Raw genomic sequence first — 17,488 nt, forward strand, 5'->3', positions numbered from 1 at the left:
CTATTTCCTTAACGTGGTGTTCAACCTTTGTTCGAGCGAGGTGAGGATGTTCTGGGTTGCAGTATTCACCTCTTCATCATTAAGAGTGCGCGATGGATGCTGCCAGGTCAAGCCGACGGCCAGGCTTTTTCTATCAGGATCAATGCCTTTACCCTGATAAACATCAAACAGCCTGAGGTCTGTGAGCCATTCGCCTGCATTGTCACGAATTACTTCAAGCACCGAGCTCGAAGCAACATCACGTCCTGCCACCAAGGCCAGGTCACGACGCACTTCCGGGAACTTCGACAGTTCGCTGAACTTCGGCAGGCGGCCGTCGGCCACTTCGCCCAGGACCAGCTCGAAGACGTACACCGGACGATCCAGGCCCAAGGTCTTGGCCAGCTCTGGGTGGATGGCACCCAGGTAGCCGACTTCGCGACCGTCACGCTCGATGCGTGCGGTTTGGCCCGGGTGCAGCGCCGGGTGTTTGCCTGGCACGAAGCTGAACTCGGCCAGCGAGCCGGAGAAGCCCAGCAGCGCTTCAACATCAGCCTTGACGTCGAAGAAATCGATGCTGTCGCGACCGTTTGCCCAACCTTCCGGCAGGCGGCTGCCGCAGACGACACCGGCGAGCATCGGCTGCTGCTTGAGGTCGCCCAGCTGGCCGACGAAGCGCAGGCCGCTTTCGAACATGCGCACGCGGTCTTGCTGGCGGTTGAGGTTGTGCTGCAGCGACTTGACCAGGCCCGGCCACAGGGAGGCACGCATGGCCGCCATGTCACTGGAGATCGGGTTGGCCAGCAGCAGCGGCTCGACGCCCGGGCTGAACAGTTCGAACAGTTTCGGGTCGATGAAGCTGTAGGTGATGGCTTCCTGGTAACCACGGGCCACCAGCAGGCGGCGCAGGGCTGGCAGTTCGCCACGGGCTTCAGCCTTGGCCTGCGGGGCCAGGCGCGCTTGCGGGTAACGTACCGGCAGGCGGTTGTAGCCGTACAGGCGCGCCAGTTCTTCGATCAGGTCGACTTCCAGGCTGATGTCGAAGCGATGGCTAGGTACTTCGACCTGCCACTGCCCTTCCCCGGCGGTGGTTTTCAGGCCCAGGCCGTTGAGCAGCTGCTCGACGTCGGCACTGGCCATTTCCATGCCCAGCATCTGGGTCAGGCGCTCGGCGCGCAGGGTGACCGGTGCAACCTTCGGCAGGTGCGCTTCGCTGGTGACGTCGATCACAGGACCGGCTTCGCCGCCAACGATCTCCAGCAGCAGGCCGGTGGCGCGCTCGATGGCTTCGCGAGCCAGCTGCGAGTCGACGCCACGCTCGTAGCGGTGCGAGGCATCGGTGTGCAGGCCGTAGGAGCGGGCCTTGCCAGCGACGGAAATCGGCTCGAAGAAGGCGCTCTCGAGGAAGATGTCGCGGGTGCCAGCGGCAACGCCACTGTGCTCGCCACCCATCACGCCGGCAATGGCCAGGGCGCGGCTGTGGTCGGCGATCACCAGGGTGTCGGGGCGCAGGGTAACTTCCTGACCGTCGAGCAGTACCAGCTTCTCGCCCTCTTCTGCCATGCGCACGCGGATGCCGCCGTTGATCTCGGCGAGATCGAAGGCGTGCATCGGCTGGCCCAGCTCGAGCATCACGTAGTTGGTGATGTCGACGGCAGCGTCGATGCTGCGCACGTCGGAGCGACGCAGGCGCTCGACCATCCACAGCGGGGTCGGCTTGGTCAAGTCGACGTTACGGATAACGCGGCCCAGGTAGCGCGGGCAGGCAGCGGGCGCCAGCACTTCAACCGGACGCACTTCGTCGTGGGCGGCAGCAACGGCCGGCACTTGCGGACGGGTAACCGCTACGTCGTACAAGGCACCGACGTCACGGGCCAGGCCCGCCACAGACAGGCAGTCGCCACGGTTCGGGGTCAGGCCGATCTCGATGCTGGCGTCGTCCAGGTCCAGGTACACGCGAATGTCTTCGCCAACCGGGGCGTCGGCAGCCAGCTCGAGCAGGCCGTCGTTTTCTTCGCTGATCTGCAGCTCGGCTGCCGAGCAGAGCATGCCGTTGGATTCAACGCCACGCAGCTTGGCTTTCTTGATCTTGAAGTCGCCCGGCAGTTCGGCGCCGATCATGGCGAACGGGATCTTCAGGCCAGGGCGCACGTTAGGCGCGCCGCACACTACCTGGAAGGTCTCGCTGCCGTTGCTGACCTGGCACACGCGCAGCTTGTCGGCATCGGGGTGCTGTTCGGTGCTCAGCACCTCACCGACGATGATGCCGCTGAACTGGCCGGCGGCCGGGGTGACGCTGTCGACCTCAAGGCCGGCCATCGACAGACGGGCGACCAGATCGTCACGGGATACCTGCGGGTTGACCCAACCGCGCAGCCACTTTTCACTGAATTTCATCCTGCTCTCCTGAAAGATTCGTTACGGGTGCGCGACCTAGCGAAATTGCGCAAGGAACCGCAAGTCGTTGTCGAAGAACAGGCGCAAATCGTTGACGCCGTAACGCAGCATGGCCAGGCGCTCGGCGCCCATGCCGAAGGCAAAGCCCTGGAATTCTTCGGGGTCGATGCCCGACATGCGCAGCACGTTCGGGTGAACCATGCCGCAGCCCATGACTTCCAGCCAGCCGGTCTGCTTGCACACGCGGCAGCCTTTGCCGCTGCAGATGACGCACTGGATGTCGACTTCAGCCGAAGGCTCGGTGAAGGGGAAGAACGACGGACGGAAACGTACCGCCAGCTCTTTTTCGAAGAACACCCGCAGGAATTCTTCGATGGTGCCTTTGAGGTCGGCGAAATTGATGTCGCGATCGATCAACAGGCCTTCGACCTGGTGGAACATCGGCGAGTGGGTCAGGTCCGAGTCGCAGCGGTAAACGCGGCCCGGGCAGACAATGCGGATGGGCGGCTGGGTGGACTCCATGGTCCGCACCTGCACCGGCGAGGTGTGGGTACGCAGCAGCATGTTGGCATTGAAATAGAAGGTGTCGTGCATTGCCCGGGCCGGGTGGTGGCCGGGAATGTTGAGCGCTTCGAAGTTGTGGTAGTCGTCTTCGACCTCAGGGCCTTCGGCGATGCCGTAGCCGATGTGGGTGAAGAACTGCTCGATGCGTTCCAGGGTACGGGTGATCGGATGCAGACCACCGGAGGTCTGGCCACGGCCCGGCAGGGTCACATCAATGCACTCGGCAGCCAGACGGGCGCTGAGCTCGGCTTCTTCAAACGCCGCCTTGCGCGCGTTGAGCACCTCGGTGACGCGTTCCTTGGCGTCGTTGATCAGCGCGCCAACTTTTGGCCGCTCTTCGGCAGGCAGGTTGCCCAGGGTCTTCATCACCTGGGTCAGTTCGCCTTTCTTGCCAAGGAATTGCACCCGGATCTGTTCCAGGGCATTGATGTCTTCAGCGCGTTCCACGGCCTCCAGGGCTTGGGAGACCAGCGCGTCCAGGTTTTCCATGTACAGACTCCAGATACGAAATAGGGGAAGAGCGCAGGCTCTTCCCCTATTAAGACGTTTAACACCAGGCGCCGGAAATGACGCCAGGTGATTGTCGGGGGTACTTAAGCCAGCGAGGCTTTAGCTTTCTCGACAATCGCAGCAAACGCCGCTTTTTCGTTCACTGCCAGATCGGCCAGAACCTTGCGGTCGATTTCGATCGACGCTTTTTTCAGGCCAGCGATCAGGCGGCTGTAGGACAGACCGTTGATACGCGCACCAGCGTTGATACGAGCGATCCACAGAGCGCGGAACTGACGTTTTTTCTGACGACGGTCGCGGTAGGCGTATTGGCCTGCCTTGATGACCGCTTGCTTGGCAACACGGAATACGCGCGAGCGAGCGCCGTAGTAGCCTTTAGCCAGTTTCAGAATTTTCTTGTGACGCTTACGAGCGATGACGCCACGCTTTACACGAGCCATGAGTAACTTCCTCTATCTAGAACCAAAAATTAACGAAGGCGCAGCATGCGCTCGACTTTTGCCACGTCCGACGGGTTCAGCAAGCTGCTACCACGAAGTTGACGCTTACGCTTGGTCGACATTTTGGTCAGGATGTGGCTCTTGAAAGCGTGTTTGTGCTTGATGCCGTTAGCCGTTTTCAAGAAACGCTTGGCTGCACCGCTTTTGGTTTTCATTTTTGGCATGTTCGGATACTCCGCATTCAGTTGATAAACATAACCGCAAGGCCTGCCGTGCCCTGGTGGTTATTTCTTTTTCTTGGGTGCGATGACCATGATCAGCTGGCGTCCTTCCATCTTAGGATGCTGTTCGACAGAACCGTATTCCACGAGGTCACCTTCAACCCGCTTCAGCAGTTCCATACCCAGCTCCTGGTGGGCCATCTCACGACCGCGAAATCTCAAGGAAATCTTGGCCCTGTCCCCATCACTCAGGAAACGTACCAGGTTGCGTAGTTTTACCTGGTAATCCCCCTCCTCCGTCCCTGGACGAAACTTGATTTCTTTAATCTGGACCTGCTTCTGATTCTTCTTGGCCTCGTTGGCTTGCTTCTTCTTTTCGAAGAGGTGCTTGCCGTAGTCCATGACCTTACAGACAGGCGGTACTGCGTCGGCAGAGATCTCTACCAGGTCCAGCTTCGCTTCTTCAGCGATACGAAGCGCTTCATCAATCGAGACGATGCCAATCTGCTCGCCGTCAGCGCCAATTAACCGAACCTCGCGTGCCGAGATATTCTCGTTGATCGGGGCCTTCGGTGCAGCTCGTTTATCGTTTCTCATTTCACGCTTAATAGTAATTACTCCGATTCTTGGCGACCACGCCGGGAAACCGCTTGAGCGAGGAATTCAGCGAATTGAGCGACGGGCATCGAGCCCAGGTCAGCGCCTTCACGAGTACGCACAGCGACGGTTTGCGTTTCGACTTCGCGATCCCCTATAACCAAAAGGTAAGGGACCTTGAGCAAAGTATGCTCGCGGATTTTAAAGCCGATTTTCTCATTTCTCAAGTCGGACTTGGCACGGAACCCGCTTTCGTTGAGAGTTTTTTCAACATTCTGGGCGAATTCGGCCTGCTTGTCGGTGATATTCATGATCACCGCCTGGGTTGGCGCGAGCCAGGCCGGGAATGCACCTTCGTAGTGCTCGATGAGAATTCCGACGAAACGCTCGAACGAACCGAGGATTGCACGGTGCAGCATCACGGGATGCTTGCGGCCGTTGTCTTCGGAAACGAATTCGGCGCCCAGACGGATCGGCAGGTTGAAATCGAGCTGCAGGGTACCACACTGCCAGACGCGGCCCAGGCAATCTTTCAGCGAGAACTCGATCTTCGGCCCGTAGAAGGCACCTTCGCCCGGCTGCAGGTCGTACGGCAGGCCGGCGCTGTCGAGGGCGGCGGCCAGTGCAGCTTCGGCGCGATCCCACAGCTCATCGGAACCGACGCGCTTTTCAGGGCGGGTCGAGAGCTTCATTTCGATGTCTTTGAAGCCGAAGTCGGCGTAGACATCCATGGTCAGCTTGATGAAGGCGGCGGACTCGGACTGCATCTGCTCTTCGGTGCAGAAGATGTGCGCGTCGTCCTGGGTGAAGCCACGTACACGCATGATGCCGTGCAGTGCACCCGACGGCTCGTTACGGTGGCAGGCACCGAACTCGGCCAGACGCAGCGGCAGCTCGCGGTAGCTCTTCAGGCCCTGGTTGAACACCTGCACGTGGCACGGGCAGTTCATCGGCTTGATGGCGTAGTCGCGGTTTTCCGACTGGGTGGTGAACATGTTGTCGGCGTAGTTGGCCCAGTGGCCAGACTTTTCCCACAGCGAACGGTCAACAACCTGCGGAGTCTTGATCTCCAGGTAGCCGTTCTCGCGCTGAACCTTGCGCATGTACTGTTCCAGAACCTGGTACAGGGTCCAGCCGTTCGGGTGCCAGAACACCATGCCCGGCGCTTCTTCCTGGAGGTGGAACAGACCCAGGCGCTTGCCGATTTTACGGTGGTCGCGTTTTTCGGCTTCTTCGATGCGCTGAATATAAGCAGCCAGCTGCTTCTTGTCGGCCCAGGCGGTGCCGTAGACGCGCTGCAGCTGCTCGTTTTTAGCGTCGCCGCGCCAGTAGGCGCCGGACAGCTTGGTCAGCTTGAAGGATTTCAGGAAACGGGTGTTCGGCACGTGCGGGCCGCGGCACATGTCGACGTATTCTTCGTGGTAGTACAGGCCCATGGCCTGTTCATCCGGCATGTCCTCGACCAGGCGCAGCTTGTAGTCTTCGCCGCGGGCCTTGAACACTTCGATCACTTCGGCGCGCGGAGTGACCTTTTTGATGACGTCGTACTCGGTTTCGATCAGCTGCTGCATGCGCTGTTCGATCGCCGCCATGTCTTCGGGCGTGAAAGGACGCTCGTAGGCGATGTCGTAATAGAAGCCTTCGTCGATGACCGGACCGATGACCATGCGCGCAGTCGGGTACAGCTGCTTGACCGCGTGGCCGACCAGGTGGGCGCACGAGTGACGGATGATCTCCAGCCCCTCTTCGTCCTTGGGCGTGATGATTTGCAGGCTGGCATCGTTCTCGATCAGGTCGCAGGCGTCGACCAGCTTGCCGTCGACCTTGCCGGCGACGGTGGCTTTGGCGAGGCCCGCACCAATGGATGCGGCGACTTCGGCAACGGAAACTGCCTTGTCGAATGAACGTTGACTGCCATCGGGAAGAGTAATAATGGGCATGGCGCCTCCTCTCCTAGTGGTGACCCCTACCAAAGGTCACGTGGGTTGGGATGAGCCAGTACGCGATCCGCCCCTGCCTTTGCACAAGCAAAGCCTGCCTCACAGTGGCAGAAGCCCGAAGGCCTGTCAGGGAACGAACCAGAGTGACTGGAATAGTAAAAAAACAGTTGGGAGCTGCAAGCCGCAAGCTGCAAGAAAAAGCCGGCGGCGAGCTTAAGCCACGCATGCTAGCACAAAGCTTTCGGGCGATTGCGGGCAGATTGACCGGCTGGGCAGAAATATTCGGAAATTGAGCCTTGGCGGTGAACTTGCGCGGATTTTTTCCGCTCAGAGTTTGTGAAGCGTCCTACTCTTGTGAGACTCGACCCCAAGGAGTGTTTGGTTATGCGACTTCAGTCTCTTCTGGCCCTGGCGGCTGCCGGAGCCCTGCTGCTGCCTTTCAGCGCCCATGCCGAATGGTCTGCCGAGAGGAAAGCTGCCTATATGACGCAATGCGTGCAGGTGGCGACCCAGCAAGGCGTCGACGCCAAAAAGGCGGACCAGCATTGCAAATGTGGTGCTCAGGCCATCGGAAAGAACTTCACCCAAGCCGAAATCGAGGATCTGGACAGCAAAGATGGCGTCGATGCCAAGCTGATGCAGAAAGCTCATAAGGTGGTGCAAGAGGCTTGCGCCCCGAAAACATAGGCCTTTTGGCCAGTTATCCATCGCTAATTTGCTCCAGATCAGCAATCTGCGAAGGTAAAAGGGGCTACAAGCCCATAATTAGACTATGATGGTCGGCGTGCACCCTGTTGGCCTCGGCAACACCGCACTACTGAAAATCATGTTTCCTGGAGATACACCCATGTCTAATCGCCAAACCGGCACCGTAAAATGGTTCAACGATGAAAAAGGCTTCGGCTTCATCACTCCACAAGGTGGCGGCGACGACCTGTTCGTTCACTTCAAGGCTATCGAAACCGACGGTTTCAAAAGCCTGAAGGAAGGCCAGACTGTCTCCTTCGTTGCCGAAAAAGGCCAGAAGGGCATGCAGGCTGCACAAGTTCGTCCAGAGTAAGATCTGACCGAATAAAAAAACCCGTCCTTGTGGCGGGTTTTTTTGTGCCTGTATTTTGGGGCTGCTTTGCAGCCCATCGCTGGCAAGCCAGCTCCCACAGGGGCTTGTGGGAGCTGGCTTGCCAGCGATGAGGCCCCGGGCTTAGCCGCAGTTCACGCGGGTGATCACGCCTTTTTCGTCGGCGTTGAGGTTCAGGCGCTCGGAGCGGTATTCCAGGGTCATGACGTCGTGAGGCTTGAGCACACGGGCCAGTTGCGAGCCACTGGCTTTGCGCGCCTGCTCGAGCAACTCGGGGGTGGCCGGCTTGCCGATGGCGAACTCGGCGCCGCTGGCCTGGCAACGGCCATCGGTATTGGCGGCAACGTCTTCCGGGGCCTTCGACGATGAGCCACCAGTGCTGCTGCAACCTGCCAATACAGCGACAGCCAACAGGCTTGCCAATGATGCACGCGTGCGGAACATGAATCCTCCTTAAATACTTGAATGCTGCCCATATGACAGCACTCCTGGTTTTTCGTTGCAAAACCGGACCATTGTGCCCGAGCCAGAGCGCTCAAGACCAAGAGCAATCGTGACCGGATTTTGCACACGCTCAATACAGGTCGATGTAATCGTTGGCCGGATTGGGCCAGTTATTCTTCAGGGCGTTGTACACCTGTTGTATCCAGCGCTCGTCGGCGGCCATCTGCGGGCCGACGCAACCTGAGCCCGCGGCCCAGGTTTCCAGACGAAAGGACAGGCCGTCCAGGTCTCGGCCACCGGTGACCTGGGACAACCAGGCGATGCCGTCGCGATTGACCCGCAGCTGGTTGTGTACCGCGCCATTTCCGGCCACCAGCAGGGCCCGCACGTTATCGAGGGTGAAGTCTTGGGGGTTGGTCAAATCGATCTGCACTGCGCTGTCCCGGCAAGCTAAAACACCGTTAGTTTGCCACGCCCCTGTGCTTATGCCTAAGTCGCAGTGCGCGGCAAGCGGCCCGCATGATTTACTGCAAGCATCGGCGGAGTGCAGGCCAGCCTCCCCTTCAAACGCCAGGGCCCGGCATTTGAACCGACAGCGTGCGCAGTTTTCATTCGAGAATCTTCATGACAAGCCACACCATCGATGCCGACATCAAGGTCAAATGGCCTGAGGGTCAGAGCGCCTACAGCCCGGCCAGCGCCGAAGAATTGCTGCTGATCGCCCTGGACTTGCTGGTCAAAGACCTGGGCCCGGACGACGCGCGCAGCTACGTCGACCAGGTCTTTGAACGTTACACCCAGCCGCCGGTCATGGCAGACGCGCCAGACGAGCACTCAACAGATCAAAAAAGCCCTGGGCATCACCCTCTGTAATCCAGGTGACATTGCCCGGCTCCTTCAGGGTGCCATACCAGTCGGTGATGGTCTGGCCAAAGGTCGGCCCATCGCGGCTGTCGACCTGCATGAATACCTGCCGGCCGGTGAACAGCTCAGGCTTGAGCAGGTAGGCAATCACCGTGGTGTCATGCACCGGGCCGCCGGGGATGCCGTAGTGCTTCATGTCCGCCTTGACGTAGGCGTTGAGAATATCCACCACGCGCTTGCTCGCCGCATTGTTCAGGTCAGCAATCTGTTTCAGCCGCGCCTCGCTGGTCAGCACCTTGTGGGTGACATCCAGCGGCAGGTAAGTCAGCTTGACCCCGCTTTTGAGCACCACTTCGGCAGCGTGGGGATCGGCGAACAGGTTGAACTCGGCCACCGGCGTGATATTGCCGCCATTGAAGTGGGCGCCGCCCATGACGATCACTTCCTTGATGCCGTTGACGATCTCCGGCGCCTCGATCAGCGCTAACGCCAGGTTGGTCTGCGGGCCGAGCATGGCCACGGTGATGCTGTGCGGCTTGGCACTGCTCAAGGTGTCGATCAGGTAGCGCACCGCATTGCCGTTGGCCAGCCCCTTCTGCGGCTCGCTGACTGCCACACCGGGTAAACCTTCTTCGCCATGGATGTCGGCGGCGTAGATCGGCGTGCGCAGCAACGGCCTGGGCGCACCGGCGTATACCGGAATCTCTTCGCGCCCCGCCCACTCCCGGGCCAGGCGGGCATTGCGCGAGGTCTTTTCCAGGCGCACGTTGCCGGCCACGGTGGTGATGGCACGGATCTTCAGCTCATCAGGCGAAGCCATGGCCAGGAACAGCGCCACTACGTCATCGGCGCCGGGGTCGGTATCGATAATCAGGTCAATGGGCGCAGCCTGGGCGCCAGCCGACAGCATGGACATCAGCAGTACTCCTTGGAGCAAACGTTTGGCACAGTTCAACATGAGACACGTCCTTATGATCAGATGGAAAAACGCTAGAAGGTCACCCCGGCAACCAACGCGATATTGCTGTAGGGCTGACATTCACCGGTCCGCACGATGGCGCGGGCACTGCGGCTCAAGTGCTTGAACTCGTCATGGCTGAGCAGGCGTCGGACGCCCAGCTCGCCCTGGGCAGTCAACTGCTCGACCGCTGTCAGACCAGGCGGCTGATGCTGGAGGATTTCGTCCGCCAGCACGTGGCTTTCGACCTGCATTTCACTCAGCACTATGCGCAGAGTAGTGGCGAAATCCGGAATGCCCGGCGTCAGCGCCAGGTCGATCAGCTCCACACCCGGCGGCACCGGCAAACCGGCATCGCCGATCAGCAGGATGTCGCCATGGCCAAGGGAGGCGATCAGGCGCGACAGGGCGATATTGAGCAACGGCGTCTTCTTCATGGCTGCAGCTCGGCGAGGTGCGGAATCGACGGCTGTGCACCCGCACGAGTGACCGACAGGGCCGCTGCCCGCTGGCCGAAGGCGATGGCCGCGCCCTCCTCTTCGCCGCGCGCCAGGGCCGCGGCGAAACCGCCGACAAAGGTGTCGCCCGCCGCCGTGGTATCCACCGGCTTCACCACCGGCGCCGGGAAATGCCTGAATGCCTGAGCATCGGCAAACAACGCCCCCTGAGCCCCCAGGGTGACAATCACCTTGCCAACGCCCATGGCCAGCAACCGGCTGGCGGCCGCCTTGGCGCTTTCCAGGTCGTTGACCGGCAGCCCGCTGAGGGCTTCGGCTTCGCTTTCGTTGGGGATCAGGTAGTCGATATTGGCAAACCATTCTGCCGGCAGCGGGCCGCTGGCCGGCGCCGGATTGAGAATCACCGTCTTGCCCAGCGCCCTGCCCCGCTCAAGGGTGTAGGCAACGGTCGCCATGGGCACCTCCAGCTGACAGATGATCACGTCAGCTTTCTGCAGCAAGGCATCGAAGCGCTGCACCGACTCGGGCAGCAACTGGCCATTGCCACCGGCAATGATGACGATGGCGTTCTGGCTGGCAGCATCGACCACAATCAGCGCCACACCGCTGGACACCCCGGTGGCAATGCTCACCGCCTGGCAGTCGATCTGTTCATCGGCCAGGGCCTGGCGCAGTTGCTGGCCATAGGCATCGTCACCGACGCAGCCAACCATCGCCACCTGCGCCCCCAGGCGCGCCGCCGCCACCGCCTGGTTGGCGCCCTTGCCACCCGGCACCGTGACGAAGGTTTCACCCACCAGGGTTTCGCCACCGCGCGGCAGGCGCTGGGCGCGCGCCACCAGGTCCATGTTCAGGCTACCTACCACTACTACATTGGCTTGCATGTGCGGGCTCGTTCTCAGCGGTAATCATTGAAAAGGTCGGGGCGCGGCGCCGTGGATTCGCGCAGGACGATGCTCGGCGCGACGATGCGCTGCTCCGGGGCACCGCGCAGGGGTTCGGCGATGCGCCGCAGCAGCAGTTCGGCGGCGCTCTCGCCCAGTTCGCGGATCGACTGGCCGACGGTGGTCAACGCCGGGAACACGTACTGGCTGATCTGGATGTCGTCGAAGCCGATCACCGACAGCTCGCTGGGCACGCAGATATTGCGCTCGGCGGCGGCACGCAATACGCCGATACCGATCATGTCGTTGCCGGCAAAGATCGCCGTCGGCCGCTCGCCTTCAAGCAGCGCCGCCGCCGCGGTATAGCCACCGATACTGGTGAATTCGCTGCTCAGCAGCCAGTCCTGGCGCGGGGTAACGCCGGCTTCGGCGAGCGCCCGATGGAAACCGGCCAGGCGCAACTGGGCGACGCTGGTGCTGGCCGGGCCGCCAATGCAGGCGATGTCGCGATGGCCCAGTTCCAGCAGGTGCCGGGTCGCCAGGTATGCACCCTGCTCGTGGTCGATTCGCACCAGGTCGGCAGCCACGCCTTCCAGCGCGCGGTCGACGATGACCATCGGCGTGCGCACGCTGGCCAGGCTGTCGAGCAGGTCGCTGTCTTCACCGACCGAAGCGACGATCAGGCCGTCGATGCGTTTTTCCAGCAAGACGCGCAGGTAACTGCGCTGCTTCTGCGGGTTGTCATCGGAGTTGCAGAGGATCACGCAGTAACCGTTGCGTTCGCAGCCGTCCTCGATACCGCGAGCCAGCTCGGCGAAGTACGGGTTGACGCTGTTGGGCACCAACAGGCCGATGGTTGCGGTGCTGCGGGCCTTGAGCGAACGCGCTACGGCGCTGGGCACGTAGTCGAGCTCGGCGATCGCCGCTTCGACTTTAAGGCGCACCGGTTCGCTGACCGGGCGGGTCTTGTTCAGTACATGGGACACGGTGGTGTAGGAAATCCCCGCCAGTGCCGCAACATCTTTGATGGTTGCCATTGTTTCAGTTCCGCCTGCGCGCGCGCCGGCTGCGGTAAGTGTCGAGGACCACGGCGATGACGATCACCGCCCCGGTGATGATGCGTTTGGTCGGCTCCGAGGCGCCAATCTGCGCCAGGCCTGCGGCCAGCACCGAAATGATCAGCACGCCGAAGAAGGTACTGATCACCGAGCCGCGCCCGCCCATCAGGCTGGTGCCGCCGATCACCACGGCGGCGATCACCTGCAGTTCGAGGCCGGAGCCGGCATTGGGGTCAGCGGCTTCCAGGCGGGAAATCTGGAACAGCGCGGCAAGACCTGCGAGCAGGCCCATCAGCGAGAACACCAGGATCTTGTACGGGCGCGGGTCGATACCGGCCAGGCGCACCGCCTCTTCGTTGGTGCCAATGCCGATCAGGTAGCGGCCAAACACCGTGCGGGTGAGGACCAGTTGGGCGAGGATGATCACCAGCAAGGCGATCAGGAACGACGGCGAGATACCGAAGGCCAGCGGGTTGGACAGCCAGGCAAAGGCGTCGCCGATGTAGGCGGTGCGCGAATCGGTCAACTGATAGGCCATGCCCCGGGCCATTTCCAGCACGCCGAGGGAAACGATGAACGACGGGATGCGCCAGGCCACGGTGATCGAGCCGGTGATGCTGCCGGCCAGCGCCGCCACGCCCATGCCGAGCAAGGCCGCCGGCATCACGCTCCAGCCCCAGCCGAGCATCGCCACGCTGACCGCGGAACCGGCCAGGGCCAGCACCGAGCCCACCGACAGGTCGATGCCGCCGATAATCAGCACGAAGGTCATGCCCACCGCCAGCACCATCAGGTCGGGGATCTGGTTGGCCAGGGTGCTGAAGGTGGCGTACGACAGAAAGTGGCTGCTCAACAACGAGAACAGCACGATCATCGCCAGCAAGGCGCCGGCCAGGCCCAGGTAGGTACCGAGGCCGAAGTAGGTGCCGCTGCGCTTGGCGCTGGGGGCGGCGGTGTCCAGTTGCGTGGTTTTCATGGGGTTGTCCTGGGTGCCGCTTCATGCAGCAACGCATCACGTTTCTGATAGCCGGCAAAGGCTGCGGCCAGTAGTTGGTCCTGGGTCCAGCTGTCGCGCTCGAAGGTGTCGATCAGGCGCCCGGCGCTGAGCACGCCGATGCGGTCGCAAATCAGCATCAGCTCGCGCAGGTCGCTGGACACCACCACCAGCGCCTTGCCCTGGCGCGCCAGTTCGGCCAATAGGCCATAGATATCGAACTTGGCGCCCACGTCGATGCCGCGGGTCGGTTCATCGAACAGCAGCACCGCACAATCGCGCTCCAGCCAGCGGCCGATCACCACCTTTTGCTGGTTGCCGCCCGACAGCTCGCCGACCACCTGCTCGGGGCTGGAGCTGCGGATACGCATGGCGGCGATCTGGCGTTCGGCCAGTTCGCGCTCGGCGCCACTGTTGACCACCCCAACGCGGGAAATCGCCGGCAGGTTGCCCAGGGCGATATTGGCGCTGATCGACTGGCTCAGCAGCAGGCCTTCGCCCTTGCGGTCTTCGGTGATCAGGGCAATGCCCTGGCGCACCGCGGCCACGGGCGAATCGACCCGCACCGGGCGCAAGGGCTTGCCCAGCTCGAGGCTGCCACTGTCGGCGCTGTCGGCACCGTAGATCAGCCGCAGCAACTCGGTGCGCCCGGCGCCGATCAGGCCGGAGATACCGAAAATCTCGCCGCTGCGCACCTCGAACGAGACATCCTTGACCTTATCGCTGCGGCTCAGGCCGTTGACCTTGAGGATCGGCGCGCCGATGTTGCGCACGCCCAGGTCGATATGCTCGCCGAGTTCGCGGCCGACCATCAGGTTGACCAGTTGCTCGCTGTTGTAACGCTGCATCGGCTCGACACACACCAGCTTGCCATCACGCAGCACGGCAATGCGCTGGGCGATGCGCTTGAGCTCTTCGAGGCGATGGGAGATGTAGACGATGGCCACACCGCGCTGCTGCAGGCGCTCGATCTGGGTGAACAGCAGCTCCACCTCGCGGGCGGTGAGCATCGCCGTGGGCTCATCAAAAATCAGTACATGACAATCGCCGATCAGGTTGCGGGCGATCTCGACCATCTGCTGATGACCGATGCCCAGCTCGCCGACCGGGGTATCCGGGTCGATGGCGTCCAGGCCGACCTGGGCCATGGCCGCCACCGCCAGTTGGCGCAGGCGCTTGCGATTGATCCAGCCGGCGCGCCCGGGCAAATTGTCGAGAAACAGGTTCTCGGCCACGGTCAGGGTCGGCAGCAGGTTGAGCTCCTGCATGACCATGCGCACGCCCAGCCGCTCGGCGGCGGCGCGGCTGCCCGGCTGGTAAGGCTGGCCTTGATAGAGCATGTGCCCGGTGGTGGGCACTTCGAGGCCGCCGATGATCTTCGACAGGGTGCTCTTGCCCGCCCCGTTTTCGCCGGTCAGGGCCAGCACTTCACCCCGGCGCAGGCTCAGGTCGATATCGCCGAGTACCGGCTGGGCGTAGGTCTTGCCGATCGCGCTGACTGAAAGTACGACATCCGCAGTCGCTGACATTGCCTGTTCTCCTGGCGCCCGCCGCACGACGGGCGCCCATAGTGCGACTACTTATTGGGTGACCAGCTCGACCGGCGTCTGGATGACGTTGTCGGCGTCGACATCGGTTTTCTCGCCCTTGAGCATCTTCAGCGCCGCCTCGATGCCGAACACCGCCTGCTTGGCGGCGTACTGGTCGGCGGTGGCGAGCACGCGGCCGTCCTTGAGCATCGGTTTGATCGCATTGATGTTGTCGTAGCCAACCACTTGCACCTGCCCGGCCTTGCCTGCGGCACGCACCGCCGAAACAGCGCCCAGGGCCATGCTGTCGTTGCCGACCAGCAGCGCCTTGAGGTCAGGGTTGGCGTTGAGCAGGGAGGCCGCCACGGCGTTGCCCTTGGCAATTTCCCAGTCGCCCGACTGCACCGAGACGACCTTGATCTGCGCCGCTTCCATCGCATCCTTGAAGCCTGCGGTGCGCTGCTGGGCGTTGGTGGTGGTCGAGACGCCTTCAATGATGGCGACCTGGTCACCGGCCTTGAGCTTCTGCGTGGCCAGGTACTCACCTACCAGGCGTGCGCCCTTGCGGTTGTCGGGGCCCACGAACGGCACGCTGAGGTTCTTGCTCTTGAGCACCTCGGGGTCGAGGCGGTTGTCGATATTGATCACGGTGATACCCGCGTCCATGGCCTTTTTCACCACGGGCACCAGGGCCTTGGAGTCGGCCGGGGCGATGACCAGGGCATTGACCCCGGAGACGATCATCTGCTCGACGATGCGGATCTGGTTGCCGGCATCGGTCTCGTCCTTGATGCCGTTGGACACCAGGTCGAAGTCATTGGCGTGATCTTTCTGATAGGCCTTGGCGCCATCTTCCATGGTCCGGAAGAATTCGTTGGCGAGCGACTTCATCACCAGCGCGACTTTGGGCTTGGCTTCATCGGCCAGGGCTTGGGAAAAAGGGGTAGCGAGGGACAGCGAGGAAAGTACGGCGACCGCCAGCAGGCGTCCAGCAAAGGGCAGCTTCATGGGTTTACTCCGGATCTTATGATTTTTATCGGGTCGCAAACGTTTGCGTTAAGCCACTATGGGAATGTAACCAAATTTTGTCAAATCCACCGCCGGAGACCATTTGGAAAATTTGGAAAGTGCGCGTAGGAATTATCCTAAAAATAACCGGAAAACCGAACACCTCTTGTACACAATATTCGGAATTCCGAATAGAAAAATGCTTTGCCGGTGTTTCGCAAAGCCCGCAAAGCCCATGAAAATCAATAGATTGAAGATGAAAACCGACGAACGGCTGTTCTGGTACGGAATCTGCTCCTGTAAGCGCGTTACACAGCGAACTCCAGACAGAAGAGAGATCAACGATGAAAGCTGCGCTTAATTCCTTCGTTCCGGGCGCTTTGGCCCTGCTGCTGTTACTGCCCGCAGGCGTCAACGCCAAGGAAGTCGAGAACCAACAGAAACTGGCCAACGTGGTGATCCTCGCCACCGGTGGCACCATCGCCGGCGCTGGCGCCAGCACCGCCAACAGCGCGACCTACCAGGCTGCCAAAGTCGGTGTCGACAAGCTGATCGCCGGCGTCCCGGAACTGGCCACCCTGGCCAATGTGCGCGGCGAGCAAGTCCTGCAGATCGCCTCCGAAAGCATCAGCAACGAAAACCTGCTGCAACTGGGCAAGCGCGTCGCCGAACTCGCCGACAGCAAGGACGTCGACGGCATCGTCATCACCCACGGCACCGACACCCTGGAAGAGACCGCCTACTTCCTCAACCTGGTCGAAAAAACCGACAAGCCAATCGTCGTGGTCGGCTCCATGCGCCCGGGCACCGCGATGTCGGCTGACGGCATGCTCAACCTGTACAACGCCGTGGCCGTTGCCAGCAACAAGGATTCGCGCGGCAAGGGCGTGCTGGTCACCATGAACGACGAGATCCTGTCGGGTCGCGACGTCAGCAAGACCGTGAACATCAAGACCGAAGCCTTCAAGAGCCCATGGGGCCCGCTGGGCATGGTCGTGGAAGGCAAGTCCTACTGGTTCCGCCTGCCGGCCAAGCGTCACACCGTCGACTCGGAATTCGACATCAAGAAGATCAGCAACCTGCCTGCCGTTGATATCGCCTATGGTTACGGCAACGTCACCGACACCGCCTACAAGGCACTGGCGCAAAATGGCGCCAAGGCGATCATCCACGCCGGCACCGGCAATGGCTCGGTTTCCTCGCGTGTAGTGCCTGCCCTGCAGGAACTGCGCAAGCAAGGCGTGCAGATCATTCGTTCGTCCCACGTCAATGCCGGCGGCTTCGTGCTGCGTAACGCCGAGCAGCCTGACGACAAGAACGACTTCGTCGTCGCCCATGACCTGAACCCGCAAAAAGCCCGCATCCTGGCCATGGTCGCCATGACCAAGACCCAGGACAGCAAAGAGCTGCAGCGGATCTTCTGGGAATACTGATCGAGTAACCCCCAAGTGCTTGCCCGCCCTGTAGGACGGGCAAGCCTGCTTCCCCTACCCTCGCAAAAAATACTTTAAACAGACCGCAGCAAACCGCGCGGTTTGCGGTCACATGCGCTCTTTCACCGACGA

General features: G+C 61.4%; 19 protein-coding genes. 4 read left to right on the forward strand and 15 right to left on the reverse strand.

What is annotated here, in order from left to right; all coding sequences use genetic code 11:
- From pheT to thrS, 6 genes are all read right to left on the reverse strand, one after another.
- Nucleotides 1-2,376 (reverse strand): phenylalanine--tRNA ligase subunit beta, encoded by a 2,376-nt coding sequence (gene pheT, locus LOY45_RS17010; RefSeq protein WP_258578085.1) that lies wholly within the window; start codon nucleotides 2,374-2,376, stop codon nucleotides 1-3.
- A gap of 36 nt (nucleotides 2,377-2,412) precedes the next feature.
- Nucleotides 2,413-3,429 carry a phenylalanine--tRNA ligase subunit alpha gene (pheS, locus tag LOY45_RS17015; protein ID WP_038994580.1) on the reverse strand — a complete coding sequence of 339 codons (1,017 nt, stop codon included), beginning with the start codon at nucleotides 3,427-3,429 and terminating at the stop codon, nucleotides 2,413-2,415.
- 104 nt (nucleotides 3,430-3,533) lie between these two features.
- Complete coding sequence (rplT, locus tag LOY45_RS17020; RefSeq protein WP_010222414.1) at nucleotides 3,534-3,890, reverse strand: 50S ribosomal protein L20; 357 nt, start codon at nucleotides 3,888-3,890, stop codon at nucleotides 3,534-3,536.
- A gap of 29 nt (nucleotides 3,891-3,919) precedes the next feature.
- Nucleotides 3,920-4,114 (reverse strand): 50S ribosomal protein L35, encoded by a 195-nt coding sequence (rpmI, locus tag LOY45_RS17025; RefSeq protein WP_045194535.1) that lies wholly within the window; start codon nucleotides 4,112-4,114, stop codon nucleotides 3,920-3,922.
- A 60-nt stretch (nucleotides 4,115-4,174) separates the two neighbouring features.
- Nucleotides 4,175-4,726, reverse strand: coding sequence for a translation initiation factor IF-3 (gene infC / locus LOY45_RS17030; RefSeq protein ID WP_177414878.1), 552 nt, complete (start codon nucleotides 4,724-4,726; stop codon nucleotides 4,175-4,177).
- Nucleotides 4,726-6,648 (reverse strand): threonine--tRNA ligase, encoded by a 1,923-nt coding sequence (gene thrS, locus LOY45_RS17035; RefSeq protein ID WP_115086335.1) that lies wholly within the window; start codon nucleotides 6,646-6,648, stop codon nucleotides 4,726-4,728. The genes infC and thrS overlap by 1 nt, the downstream gene beginning before the upstream one ends.
- Before the next feature lie 384 nt (nucleotides 6,649-7,032).
- On the opposite strand from thrS, the gene LOY45_RS17040 reads away from it, so the two are divergent.
- Both LOY45_RS17040 and LOY45_RS17045 read left to right on the forward strand, forming a co-directional pair.
- On the forward strand, nucleotides 7,033-7,335 hold the full coding sequence (locus LOY45_RS17040; RefSeq protein WP_233673802.1) for a hypothetical protein: 303 nt from the start codon (nucleotides 7,033-7,035) through the stop codon (nucleotides 7,333-7,335).
- A gap of 160 nt (nucleotides 7,336-7,495) precedes the next feature.
- Nucleotides 7,496-7,708: a cold-shock protein gene (locus tag LOY45_RS17045; RefSeq protein WP_007956027.1), complete on the forward strand. Its 213-nt coding sequence runs from the start codon at nucleotides 7,496-7,498 to the stop codon at nucleotides 7,706-7,708.
- Nucleotides 7,709-7,849: 141 nt separating this feature from the next.
- Here the strand turns inward: LOY45_RS17045 and LOY45_RS17050 are convergent, their stop codons facing one another.
- The gene (locus tag LOY45_RS17050; RefSeq protein ID WP_115086333.1) at nucleotides 7,850-8,170 is read right to left on the reverse strand and encodes an I78 family peptidase inhibitor; all 321 of its coding nucleotides are present in this window, start codon (nucleotides 8,168-8,170) and stop codon (nucleotides 7,850-7,852) included.
- 130 nt (nucleotides 8,171-8,300) lie between these two features.
- Nucleotides 8,301-8,603, reverse strand: a complete 303-nt coding sequence (locus LOY45_RS17055) for a hypothetical protein (protein WP_134063032.1) — start codon at nucleotides 8,601-8,603, stop codon at nucleotides 8,301-8,303.
- 191 nt (nucleotides 8,604-8,794) lie between these two features.
- Here LOY45_RS17055 and LOY45_RS17060 point away from each other — a divergent pair, with 191 nt between their 5' ends.
- On the forward strand, nucleotides 8,795-9,043 hold the full coding sequence (locus LOY45_RS17060) for a hypothetical protein (RefSeq protein WP_115086331.1): 249 nt from the start codon (nucleotides 8,795-8,797) through the stop codon (nucleotides 9,041-9,043).
- On the opposite strand, the gene LOY45_RS17065 is transcribed toward LOY45_RS17060, so the two are convergent.
- The 7 genes from LOY45_RS17065 to LOY45_RS17095 all read right to left on the reverse strand — a co-directional run bounded on the left by LOY45_RS17065 (nucleotide 8,979) and on the right by LOY45_RS17095 (nucleotide 15,923).
- Nucleotides 8,979-9,950 (reverse strand): nucleoside hydrolase, encoded by a 972-nt coding sequence (locus tag LOY45_RS17065; RefSeq protein WP_420832698.1) that lies wholly within the window; start codon nucleotides 9,948-9,950, stop codon nucleotides 8,979-8,981. The genes LOY45_RS17060 and LOY45_RS17065 overlap by 65 nt on opposite strands.
- Nucleotides 9,951-10,024: 74 nt before the next feature.
- Nucleotides 10,025-10,429 (reverse strand): D-ribose pyranase, encoded by a 405-nt coding sequence (rbsD, locus tag LOY45_RS17070; protein WP_233673804.1) that lies wholly within the window; start codon nucleotides 10,427-10,429, stop codon nucleotides 10,025-10,027.
- Complete coding sequence (rbsK, locus tag LOY45_RS17075) at nucleotides 10,426-11,334, reverse strand: ribokinase (protein WP_258578086.1); 909 nt, start codon at nucleotides 11,332-11,334, stop codon at nucleotides 10,426-10,428. Before rbsK ends, rbsD begins: the two co-directional genes overlap by 4 nt.
- 14 nt (nucleotides 11,335-11,348) lie before the next feature.
- Entirely contained in the window at nucleotides 11,349-12,371 is a 1,023-nt protein-coding gene (locus LOY45_RS17080; protein WP_115086327.1) for a LacI family DNA-binding transcriptional regulator, read from the reverse strand.
- Nucleotides 12,372-12,375: 4 nt separating this feature from the next.
- Nucleotides 12,376-13,368: an ABC transporter permease gene (locus tag LOY45_RS17085; protein ID WP_115086326.1), complete on the reverse strand. Its 993-nt coding sequence runs from the start codon at nucleotides 13,366-13,368 to the stop codon at nucleotides 12,376-12,378.
- On the reverse strand, nucleotides 13,365-14,915 hold the full coding sequence (locus tag LOY45_RS17090; protein ID WP_258578087.1) for a sugar ABC transporter ATP-binding protein: 1,551 nt from the start codon (nucleotides 14,913-14,915) through the stop codon (nucleotides 13,365-13,367). Before LOY45_RS17090 ends, LOY45_RS17085 begins: the two co-directional genes overlap by 4 nt.
- A gap of 51 nt (nucleotides 14,916-14,966) precedes the next feature.
- Nucleotides 14,967-15,923, reverse strand: coding sequence for a sugar ABC transporter substrate-binding protein (locus LOY45_RS17095; RefSeq protein ID WP_233673807.1), 957 nt, complete (start codon nucleotides 15,921-15,923; stop codon nucleotides 14,967-14,969).
- Nucleotides 15,924-16,267: 344 nt separating this feature from the next.
- On the opposite strand from LOY45_RS17095, the gene LOY45_RS17100 reads away from it, so the two are divergent.
- Nucleotides 16,268-17,356 carry an asparaginase gene (locus LOY45_RS17100; protein WP_115086322.1) on the forward strand — a complete coding sequence of 363 codons (1,089 nt, stop codon included), beginning with the start codon at nucleotides 16,268-16,270 and terminating at the stop codon, nucleotides 17,354-17,356.
- Nucleotides 17,357-17,488 lie beyond the last annotated feature (132 nt).

This window comes from Pseudomonas wadenswilerensis (assembly GCF_024749185.1).
Taxonomy (GTDB): Bacteria; Pseudomonadota; Gammaproteobacteria; order Pseudomonadales; family Pseudomonadaceae; genus Aquipseudomonas; species Aquipseudomonas wadenswilerensis.